The organism is Granulicella sp. L46, assembly GCF_009765785.1.
Taxonomy (GTDB): Bacteria; Acidobacteriota; Terriglobia; order Terriglobales; family Acidobacteriaceae; genus Granulicella.
The window spans coordinates 1,165,740-1,175,234 of sequence record NZ_LMUT01000012.1 but is presented as its reverse complement, the minus strand read 5'-3'; the positions used below and the strand labels follow the sequence as shown (position 1 = coordinate 1,175,234).

Annotated in this window: 5 protein-coding genes; 2 read left to right on the top strand and 3 right to left on the bottom strand. The window is 56.2% G+C overall.

The features are described from left to right. Positions 1 to 365 precede the first annotated feature (365 nt). From GSQ80_RS14410 to GSQ80_RS14400, 3 genes are all read right to left on the bottom strand, one after another. Positions 366 to 1,883, bottom strand: a complete 1,518-nt coding sequence (locus tag GSQ80_RS14410; RefSeq protein WP_254059648.1) for a glycoside hydrolase family 27 protein — start codon at positions 1,881 to 1,883, stop codon at positions 366 to 368. A gap of 63 nt (positions 1,884 to 1,946) precedes the next feature. Continuing rightward, entirely contained in the window at positions 1,947 to 3,536 is a 1,590-nt protein-coding gene (locus tag GSQ80_RS14405) for a glycoside hydrolase family 28 protein (protein WP_158788730.1), read from the bottom strand. A 351-nt stretch (positions 3,537 to 3,887) separates the two neighbouring features. Beyond that, on the bottom strand, positions 3,888 to 4,787 hold the full coding sequence (locus GSQ80_RS14400; RefSeq protein WP_158788268.1) for a hypothetical protein: 900 nt from the start codon (positions 4,785 to 4,787) through the stop codon (positions 3,888 to 3,890). Positions 4,788 to 5,000: 213 nt separating this feature from the next. Here GSQ80_RS14400 and GSQ80_RS14395 point away from each other — a divergent pair, with 213 nt between their 5' ends. Together GSQ80_RS14395 and GSQ80_RS14390 are read left to right on the top strand one after the other, a co-directional pair. Beyond that, complete coding sequence (locus GSQ80_RS14395; RefSeq protein WP_158788267.1) at positions 5,001 to 5,450, top strand: hypothetical protein; 450 nt, start codon at positions 5,001 to 5,003, stop codon at positions 5,448 to 5,450. An 86-nt stretch (positions 5,451 to 5,536) separates the two neighbouring features. Then, entirely contained in the window at positions 5,537 to 9,325 is a 3,789-nt protein-coding gene (locus GSQ80_RS14390) for a TonB-dependent receptor (protein ID WP_158788266.1), read from the top strand. Positions 9,326 to 9,495 lie beyond the last annotated feature (170 nt).

The following is a 9,495-nucleotide window of genomic DNA, read 5'->3' as shown; positions in this document are numbered from 1 at the left end:
AGAAGACCCGTGGGAACAATCAGACGGGAATCTGGCCCAGGGACGAATAATCAGCAATTGGGTCCCGCCCGACTCCCTAACCAAATCAACGAGTTGGCGAGAGCTGGGAACGATTTGGACCGGGATCGAACCTCGCAAACGAGGAAGTCAGCGGTTCGATCTTGCTGGTGTCAACCGCATCTGAACCCCCAAAAATTCTTGTTGTCGAAGTGTCTTTCCCGGGGAACGATGTGGGCCCGCAGGTCGGGAACTTCCTACAATCCGACACTCCGGTACGAATCCGAACCTCGATGATCGCTATGGCGATCTGTCACCAATTTAAGTGAGGGCAGAAGGTCTCGGCGGTTCCTGGTGGACTTCGAAGTTCAGTCCTTAAAAAGCACCCGAAGCATGAGCACTCCATGTGCTGGGATACTCGCGGTATAGAGGCCGTCGTGAAACGCTACGCTCGAATGCCGCCAAAGGTCGCGCGCTAACTTCGCTTCGGCGCCAGGTCTCAGATCGCTCGCCCTAACGGTAGCGATCGTCTCGGCGTCGCCCATGTTCACGACGCCCACGGCAACCGAGCAATCGGCAAGTGGCTTCACCCACGTCTCAAGGGTCCCGCTTTTCACCGGCGCAGCCTGCTTGCCCAACGGATCCTGATCGACCGCAAGCACCTCGCGGTTCATCAGGATCTCCCTAATGGCGGGCGTCATGCTCCGAATGTCATTGCCCGCGAGTAACGGGGCGGCCGCTAGTGCCCACAAGCTCATATGAGTCCTGTATTCCTCGTCGGTCATGTGACCATTGCCGATCTCCAGCATGTCCGGATCGTTCCAATGCCCTGGGCCTGCATAAGGGGCGGTTGGAGCCTGTTTCTCGATGTTGCTGATCATGCTCGTCCATGTATCGCTGATGTCCCCCGTGGTGCGCCAGAGATTGCCCCCTACTTTCGCACCCCAGAGCTCGACGTTGCCGCTGCCGTATTCGCAAAGACTATAGACGATCGGTTGCCCGCTGTTAAGTAGGGCATCGCCCATCTTCTGGTAGACGGGTTGCAGAGCGTCGTGGCTGTAGATCATGCGCGCGCCACACCAGTCGTATTTGAGGTAGTCGACACCCCATGCTGCGAAGGTCTTGGCGTCCTGGTCCTCGTGCCCATAACTACCGGGATACTCGGCGCAGGTGCGCGGTCCAGGCGAGGAGTAGATGCCAAGCTTCAGGCCCTTCGAGTGTACGTAGTCCGCCAGAGCCTTCATGTCCGGGAACTTCTTGTTCGGGGCCAGGTTTCCTTGGGCATCCCTCACGCCCTGCCAGGTGTCGTCGATGTTTACGTAGACGTAGCCGACGTCTCGCATGCCGCTCGTAACCATCGCATCCGCCATCTCACGGACGGTCTTATCGTCGATGCGGCTCTGAAATAGATTCCAGCTGTTCCAGCCCATGGGTGGCAGCTTCGCCAATCCGTTATACGGCACATCATGTAAGGTGGGCGGATCGATGTGCTCGAACGGAGGATATTCATCCCCGGGCTTTGCACGAACTGCCACGAAGTGATCGTCATCGCGAGTCAGGTGTAACTCATTGCCTTTCAGATCGCCGGCCACTCGCGGCTTGGTGTCCTTAGGAGATGAAAAAAGCTCAAAGTGAGTTCCTGAGATCGCGCCCGTGACCTGGTAAATGTGTCCAATCGTCGTCACCGTTCCGGTCAGCTCCGATCCTGTCTGACGAAGATCCAGAAAGACGCGATCGTTCTCGCCATTGTCCAGCACGCGCTGAGTTCCGATCCATTTACCGGCGACTGTCTGACCGAGGGCAGGAATAACGAGCAATCCAGAGGCCACGAAAATAGCAGCACCGCTCAACCGCATCGCACAGCGCCCAACGAGTATTGGAAACATGGATTCTTCTCCTGGCTAGCGCATTAAATTCGTACCGCGCCGATCCGTACATTCACTACTTCTCTATAACGTTTGGTTGAGGACTTGTTGGAGAGTGGTGTCTTTCGCGGCCCGCGACCACAGAATACGGAAATCGCTGACATTGCGAAGCGCGAAGTTCGGTTGAGGTGGAGCAGTGATCGCGAAGAAGTCAGCGCGTTGAACGTCCTCCAACCAGAACGCGGGGCGCGGATCGTTGTTGAGGGGTGCGATCTCAACGTGAGACATCGCAATTTGCTTGAGGTGGCGAAGGAAGAAGCCGTGAGATGGTGTCTGGCCGAATCGGTTTGGGTCAGGGTACTCCTCTTCTAGTTCTGGCACTTGCCGTGTTCGCCAATCGAGCAACGGCTTCGAGGGATCCTTGGGGTGTCCAAGGCCACGATGCTGGAAGTAGCAACCTGATAGTTGGACATCTTCGATCACGTTTCCGGGAATCCCGGAGAACACCGATGCCGTCGATCCCGCGGAGTCGCTCGAAACGATGTTCGAGATCAGGACGCGACGAAGGCTTCCGGCGCGCATCGAGTCTTTTGGACCACGGTTGCGTCGGTTCAGGCGCAGAAATAGAGGCGCATCCGTGATCTCGCGCATGGTGATATTTGAGATGGCAATGTCTTCGACAATGGCGCCGTCAGCCGTTTCCAGGGCGATACCTTTCGAGCCTTCAATAACGCAGTTCGAGATGGTGATGTTGCGGAAGCCGCCATTGGATTCCGTGCCGCACTTGATGCGTCCATTGTGCGGAGCCGCGCCGTCGGGAAACTTCTTCCACCTGCCCTCGATGACGCTGCCGAGCTGGTACGCCCCGGTGACAAAACAGTTGGAGATGGTCACGTTTTCGGTGGCGCGCGCATACCCCAGGGCATAGCTGGACTTCGGACAGATTCCATCGTCCCATGGCGAGTTTACGGTGCAGTTCGAAATACGCACGTTGCGGCAGCAATCGATGTCCAGGCCGTCCCGGTCTGTATCGATCCGCAGATTGTCGAGTGTGAGGTTGTCAACACCAGTAGCAAGAACCGCGAAATGCCCCCCCTTCAAGATCGAGACGTCCCTGAGAGTCACGTGGCGGCAGTTCTTAAGCGCGATTGCTTTGTTCCCGACGCCTGCCTGTTCGGCAACGAAGGATGAATAGCCCGGCGCAACCTGCCCGGGAGCACTTCCGCGGGAGAGGCCTTTGCCGTGAATGAGACCTGGGCCGAGGATAGAAAAATTCGCGATGTCCACGCCGACGAAGAGGGAATTGTTCCAATGGCTATGGCCGTAGTCCTCAAAAGCATCCCAAGGCGCGTTAGCTTCTGCCGCGTCGTAGGCTCCGCCGTTGTAGCCGGTGGATTCGCCAGGTTTCGGTGAGTCGGCCGCGAGGATGGTACAGCCCTGTGAGAGGTGCAGATCTACGTTGCTACGCAGGTGGATCGTGAAACTCAAGTAGGTTCCCGCCGGGAAAAAGAGCAGGCCGCCCCCGGCTGCAGCGACGGCGTCAATGGCCCTGTTGATGGCTGGCGTATCGACCGTCTTCCCATCGCCGGTCGCTCCATAGCGACGCACGTTGAATGTCACGTCCGTTGCAATTTCGGGAGCTTGAGCACCTGCGGTGTGACCGATCGTGGTCATCGCTATGGCAAGCGGCGAAAGCCTAAGTAAATCCCTGCGGCGTGTGTCCACAACGCTCCTTCGGGTAGTAGAAAGATCGCGATTGAATGCATAATTGTTCGAGCGGGGCGTGCCACCCAGGCGTTGTTCGTATGGACCGAGGAATTGGTCCGACTGTTTTTGCCGTTCAACCAGACGATTCAGATGGCGCCCAACCTTGATACGGCATCGCGCGGTTTTCAGACAGGTGTCAAACGGTGTCTTACAGTATGCCCACCATTAAATGATCCGTTTTGAGTTAGATAGCGAAGACATGCTCTACCCATTCTCTGAACGTTAAGCCGCTCAAAGCCCGGCCAGGAAATCGCCGAATTACCAGGTACCGACGGCAACAACGTGAGGTGGCCCCGCCATTCCATCCGTGATGTCAGTTGAGACGACGATCTGAAAATTCTTTTTTTGGAGATTGATCGATCTTGCCTGCAGCACGTTAGTCAGATCCTTCTCGTTTGCGAGGAACTCACTGGCGGCCTCGGTTCCGAAATGAGAGATACCTGCGACCTGCACCAGGAACTGGCCTGTTTTTCCTGACAATTGTCGCGTGATCAAGCCGTAATCGCGCGTAATAATGCCGTCGTTTTTTTCCATCCTCCAAACCCGTTTCGCACCCGCGGTTTCATAAATGTTCGGCGCACCGCGTGTTTCGTCGAAGACAAAGTCCGAGCCTGACGTCAGCTGCGTTGCCCAATCAGTGTTGATGGCCCCAATAATCACTACGGGAGAGTCCCGCATGTCAGCGTAAGTGGCCTCTTCTCCAAATCGCAATTCAAACCTTATGCCCTGTTCGGTGAGCAGTTTGCTGATGTTTACTGCCGCAACGACGGCGCCGATTCCGGGTCCGGAATTGCGAACGGGCACCATATCGCCCCACTGAATCGTGTCAGTGGGTAACAGCGGAAGAATCTGATCCCGACGTGCTTCGCGAGTGGCGAAGGCATTTGGGTGCATCTGCTGGTACTTGTCATAAAGCTTCTCGGAAGGCCTGTAGACGATGGGTCGCGGCAAACAAATCAGTATGGGTTTCGTCGCCACCGACGCGGGCAACCAGAATGCCTTCAGCGTCCACGCAGGAGATCTGTGGATATACGAGAGGGCGAAATAAGCCAGAAGCGTGACGCAGGCAAGCGCTGGTATTGCTAACAGCCAAACTCCCATTCTTGAGGAGGGGCGAGCAACCTCCCGCGGATGGTCGTCGAACTCTAAAGTTTGCAAGCCATTTGACCCGTTCACCAGGGCCTGGGTCGGACTCAGCGCGCTCGACTCGTTAACTTCCCTCGGACGTGCGGAGCTGGGTCCAGTAGTCTCGGTTTTGGGATCGGTTGCCGTGTCCAGGCTTCCTTGCCACACTTGGTCTGGCTGGACGCTCCTTTTTAGCAGAAAAACAGGCGCATACGAACCGAGCGGAATCTGGATGAGGATGTCGGATTGAACCTCCGGATCCGAGTGATAGCTCTCCAGACGCCGCCGCACGTCGCCAGCCTGAACGCGAACTACCGGATCCTCGCCGGTGGCGTAGTCCGGGTTTCGGCCGAAGACGTGCACCCCAATGAGGCGCTCCTTCAGCAGGTCGCCGTTACCGCTAATCTTCTGATCGACAACATACTGGAGAAACTCTTTGCCGCGTTTGCTGGTTCGAAAATGCCGGCTGGTTATGATTCGGTGAAGCTCCTGTCGAACGAGATTCGACTCAATCGGGTCGTCCTCCGAGCCAGGAGAGGGTGGGTCATATCCATGATCGAATGGAGCTTCTTTGAACACGCGGAAATTATACGCTGCAGTCGGTACGGGGCAAAAGCTCTGAAGGATCAATTGAAACAAGGAGTTAGAGCTCTTCTTACAGTAAGAGCACTGTGTCACACGTTACTAAGATTCTGAAACAACGTATCAAGGCTCGTCACTAACTACTGCTTCGCCGCGTTCGCCAAAGGCAACCGGCCGCACATAGTCTCAGGAGCGCCACCATGCAGATTGCGGAACACACATTCACACAGAGCGGTCAGATCCGCCGGCTTTTCGGTCTTCCTTTCCTACTTCGACTCATCCTTATCGCCTGCCTGCTTCCTGGAGCGGCGATGCTGGCGCAGTTGGCTGGAAAGGGCGCGATCAGCGGAATCGTTGAGGATCCAAGCGGCGCCGCGATCCCAAATGCCAAGGTGACGGTCACCAACACCGCCACAGGTATCAGCGTAACGACCACCTCAACCAGCGCGGGTGACTATACGCTTTCTACCCTTGACCCCGGCGCCTACACCGTCAAGGTAGAGGTTCCCGGATTTCAGACGCAGCAGCAACAAAACGTCAATGTCAATGCCTTGGAATCCACGACGTATAGCCCGAAGTTGACGCTCGGATCGAGCTCACAGACAGTGACCGTGTCCACCGCGCCCCCTCAGCTCCAAACGGCCAACGCCACTCTCGGGGGAACACTTGAGGCGGAGATGTACTCCGCCCTTCCGGTTGAGATGGGTGCGTTCGGCTCGCAGGACCAGCGCCGGGCGACCGACTTTGCCTATTTGCTGCCTGGCGTGCAGGGCAACCAGACCAGCGGCGGAACGACAACCAATTCGGGCATCGTGAACGGAGTCGGATCGCGTGGCGGCGCAATTGCGATCTATGTCGACGGTGTGCCGTTCACGAATGTATCTGGCGAAGGCGACCCGCGATTTGTGTGGTCAGCGATTTCGGTGGATGCCGTCGGTCAATTTCAGGTGCAGACTTCCGGCTACTCCGCTATGTATGAGGGCGAGGGCGTGCAGAACTACAACGTGAAACAAGGTGGCGATACATACCACGGCTCTGCGTACGATTTCTTTCGCAACACTGCACTTGATTCGTGGGGGTTCATCAAAGGCAAGAATCCGTACACTGGACTTCCGGAAAAGCCAGTTGAACATCAAAACGAATTCGGTGTCTCCATTGGCGGACCCTTGCTTCCGTTCGGAACCTGGCGCAAAAAGTTGTTCTACTTTGGCAATTACACAGGATTCCGGAGTGACTCCACGCACCCAACCATCCAGAGTTACCCATCAGTAGCCGAACAGCAGGGTAACTTTCAAGGCATCGCGCAAATTTATGACCCGAACACCCAGTCGGCCTGCACGGCGTTCTACTCCTATGAATGCCGCTATCGATTCGGCTACACGCACGGTGCAACTCCGGCCAGCGCACAAATACCCGACGGCCAACCGATTGATCAGATTCCGATGAGCGAGATGAGTCAGGTTGCTTTGGGGTTGCAGGCTAGCCTTCCTAATTCGGAGTTGATCAACACCAATCCAACGAACAACTTCATCGCTCCTAACGTGAAGGGCCTGAATAACTATTCCCTTACGAACCGCATCGATTACATCATCTCTCCAAAGGATGTGCTGACTGTCATCGGAGCGTACGGCCGTCAAGTGAGTAGTAGTCCGGTCGGTTCGACCAGTACAACGAACAATCAGGGTCCGCAGCCCTATAACTATGGTCAATCCTATGCGCCCAAAACCTATGTCGGGCTTATCGAAGAGACGCATGTCTTCAGACCCAATCTGGTCAATCAATTCAACTACGGATTCGCTCGTTACGCTTCCTTGGACTACAACGTGAACGAGACTCCAAAATATGCGTTGACGAATTACGGCTACACCGGAGCCCCCGCGGGTCAGGCTGCGGGAGCGTTTCCGAGTGTGACGTTTGCTGGTGTCGACGCACCGACTAATTTTGCGGGCTATACCGCCGTCTGGGGAATTGCGAACTCATATGAGTTGCTCGACAATGTGCAGTGGACGCTGGGCAAGCACTCTGTGACAGTTGGCGGAATGATCAGTTGGCTGGAGTACGCCAACACTCCCGCTACCGGGGGATCCTCGCCCGTAACCTTCACCAACGCCGTGACGGAGACTGCAGGCATTCAAAGCAACGGCTCTCTCATCAGTTCGACCGGCGTAGCCTATGCGAGCTTTCTGCTTGGGCAACCCGATAACGTGAGTTTTACGCAGTATGCCGTGGCTACAACCTATGCACGATTCCGGCCGGTCTCGCCTTATGTGCAGGACACCTGGAAGGTCAGTGACAAGTTAACGCTCGATCTAGGCTTGCGCTATGACTTTTATCCGACATACAAAGAAGCTCATGATGTGATGAGTTACTTCGACCCCAATCTGCTGAATCCCGTTACCGGAGTGAACGGAGCGCTGAACTTCGCGGGCCATGGAGTGGGTACCTGTAACTGCGCCACACCTGTAAAAAATTATTTCAAGAACATTGGTCCGCGCATTGGCCTGGCGTACCAGGTTGACCCGAAGACTGTCGTTCGCTCAAGCTTTGCTGTTATCTATTCGCATGGGAACGGCGTTGCGGGCTCGGCGGCATCGAGTCAAGGCACGAAGACTCTCGGGTTCTCAGCTTCGCCGAACTTTCAGTCGAATTCCAGCACCTATCTCACTTCGGCTCCGCTTGATTCGGGTTTGCCAGCCTACACCCCCGCCGAGGGGCGTGCTTCTGGCCCGCAATATGGCACGGGCTACACCACCACCAAAGGCTTTACGGGCTCGCCATCAACCGCCTACTACGGCGATCCCTACTATGGTGGCCGCGCACCAGAGTTCATCAACTACACGTTCGGCTTCGAACACCAGTGGACGAATAGCTTCACCACTTCGATGAGCTATATCGGCTCCCAGGGACACTTTCTCCAGCCAGACGGCAGCAACCCGCGTGGTTACTGGGCGGATCAACTGGATCCGAAATATCTGGGCCTCGGGTCCTGTCTCACCACCGCCGTCTCCAAACTGGCCACCACGAAGAATGCCGCAGGCGTCAACTGCGAAGCTGCACTGCAGCAATCCGGAACTGCCGTTCCCACCTGGTTCAACACGGGACAACAACTTAGCGTTGCTCTAAGGCCGTTCCCGCAGTACGCCGTCAACGATAACTATAACCAAGTTGCCAATGCACATTACAACGCTCTTCAGGTCGTTGCCAACCTTCGCGTAACGCGCGGCGTGACCCTCATGTCGAGTTACACATGGGGACGCGCAATCGACGATAGTGGCACGTTCCGTTCCGGCTATGCGATCCCCGCAGCTTACTCCAATACAGGCCGTTCGTATGCGGCAGATGCCATCGAGCGTACCGTGTCATCGACAAATCAGCCGAATCACTTCATCTTTACGGGAGTGGAACATCTTCCCTTCGGCAGCGGCAGATTAGGTGGTCAACATGCCTGGACACGAGCTGTGTTTGGCGGCTTCGAGTTCTCGCAAATTGTGCAGATTTACTCTGGCTCACCGCTCGCTATAACGGCCACCTCTTGTCAGACCAATCCTGCACAGGCGACCTGTATGCCAACGCTCAACCCAGGATTTACCGGCAGCGCACGTAGTACCAAGCATTGGAGCGGCTTCGGACCGAACATAGTGGCAAGTACCGGCAGTGCAACGGTTGCACCTAAAGGGCCGTTCATCACGCCGGCTCTGGCGAACTCGGTGTACATGCCGGCATTCACGTTTGGCAATTCTCCGCGCACGGCACCGTACGGCCTTACAGGACCTGGATTCTTCGGCATGGACATAAGCCTCCGACGTAGTTTTCCTTTGCACATCACGCAATCGACCGCCCTGCAGCTCCAGGCTGACTTGTACAACGTGACCAATTTTGTGCAGTTCGGGAACGTCAACACTACGGTGGGTAACGCGAGCTTCAGCATCCCGTCGACCCAAACCAACAATCCCCGCCAGGCGCAGCTTTCGGCTCGCATCGTATTCTGAGCCACGCTTTACCAGCCTCACGTCACAGTCGAGGTCCGGAACGTCCCTTCATCTTCGGATGAACCGACCGGACCTCGATCATCCTCCAAAGTCCGTTGCCCTTCCCACGATGAGACCCGGCAGATCGCAAAACAACTGCGGCCGCATCTGGTGAAGGCTAACGCCTAAAG

Bases quoted from the DNA above. Each gene is read 5' to 3' on its own strand.
- GSQ80_RS14405 (WP_158788730.1), bottom strand. From the start codon at position 3,536: ATGACCACGATCGGTCACACCGCAGGTGCTCAAGCTCCCGAAATTGCA.
- GSQ80_RS14410 (WP_254059648.1), bottom strand. From the start codon at position 1,883: ATGTTTCCAATACTCGTTGGGCGCTGTGCGATGCGGTTGAGCGGTGCT.
- GSQ80_RS14390 (WP_158788266.1), top strand. From the start codon at position 5,537: ATGCAGATTGCGGAACACACATTCACACAGAGCGGTCAGATCCGCCGG.